General features: G+C 67.7%; 1 protein-coding gene and 1 pseudogene. Both read left to right on the top strand.

From position 1 onward, the window contains the following. Positions 1–506: pseudogene (locus JCM19049_RS14795) on the top strand (low specificity L-threonine aldolase); the annotation flags it as partial. 57 nt (positions 507–563) lie between these two features. Further along, positions 564–1,176 (top strand): DUF3000 domain-containing protein (locus JCM19049_RS14790; protein ID WP_054821950.1); only part of this gene is annotated, 613 nt, incomplete at its 3' end.

The following is a 1,176-nucleotide window of genomic DNA, read 5'->3' as shown; positions in this document are numbered from 1 at the left end:
GCCAGCCTGGGGGGTGCCGCTGCGCGCGCTGACCACCGACGTGGGGGTGGACATCGTGTCCCTGGGCGGCACCAAGAACGGGATGCTGCTGGGCGAGGGCGTGCTGACCCTGCACACCGAACTGGCCGCCGACATGAAGTACCTGCGCAAGATGAACATGCAGCTGGGCAGCAAGATGCGCTTCATTTCCGCCCAGCTGCTGGAGCTGTACGGCACCGATTTGTGGCACCGTTCGGCCTCCCACTCCAACGCCATGGCCGCGCTGCTGGGCCAGGCCGTGCAGGCTCGCAGGCGCCGAACTGGTCTACCCGGTGCAGGCCAACGGCGTCTTCGCCCAACTGCCCAACGCCGTGGCCGACAAGCTGCGCGAGACGTTCCGCTTCTACGACTGGGACCGCGCCGCCGGGCACGTGCGCTGGATGTGCTCCTTTGACACCACCGAGGATGACGTGCGGGCGTTCATCGCGGCGCTGAACAGCGAACTGGCGGCCCACCACGCCAAATAGGTCTTCCCGGCGTGCCGTAACCCAACCCCGGTTACGGTGCGCCTTAGACTCGGAAATGTGAACCGCGAGCAACAGCAAAAGCCCGTTCCCCAGGCCTTCCGCCGGGCCCTGGAGGAACTCTCGCGCGCCAAAGTCCGCCAGGAGCTGCGCATCGCCGAAATCCCGGCGCCGCTGCGCCTGGCGCCCTACGCCCTGGCCCTGAGCGGCGAGGTGGAACAGCATTCACGCTCACTGCACGGCCAATACGGCCAGGAATTCGCCAAGACGCCGCTGCTGGAAGAACACCATTCCCTGGCCACCGGCCGCTTCGTGCTGCTCTACGACCCGGCCAGCCAGGACCTGTGGAACGGCACCTTCCGGGTGGTCACCTACATCCGGGCCCGCATGGAAGAGGACATGGGCCAGGACACGATGCTCTCCTCCGTGGCCTGGAGCTGGTTTGAGGACGCGTTGCGCGGCCGGCAGGCCGGCTACCACTCGGCCGGCGGCACCGCCACCCGGGTGATTTCCGAATCCTTCGGGCAAATGGCCACCGACGAGACCAGCGTGGACATCGAACTGCGGGTCTCCTGGTCCCCCGCCACTGAGGACCTGGGGGCGCACCTGAGCGCCTGGGCGGACATGGTCTGCACTTTTGCCGGGCTTCCCCCGCTGCCCGAGGCGTCGAGCA

The sequence above is a fragment of the Arthrobacter sp. JCM 19049 genome (assembly GCF_001310435.1).
The sequence above is the reverse complement of the archived record's forward strand: the minus strand, read 5'-3'. Positions and strand labels throughout refer to the sequence as shown.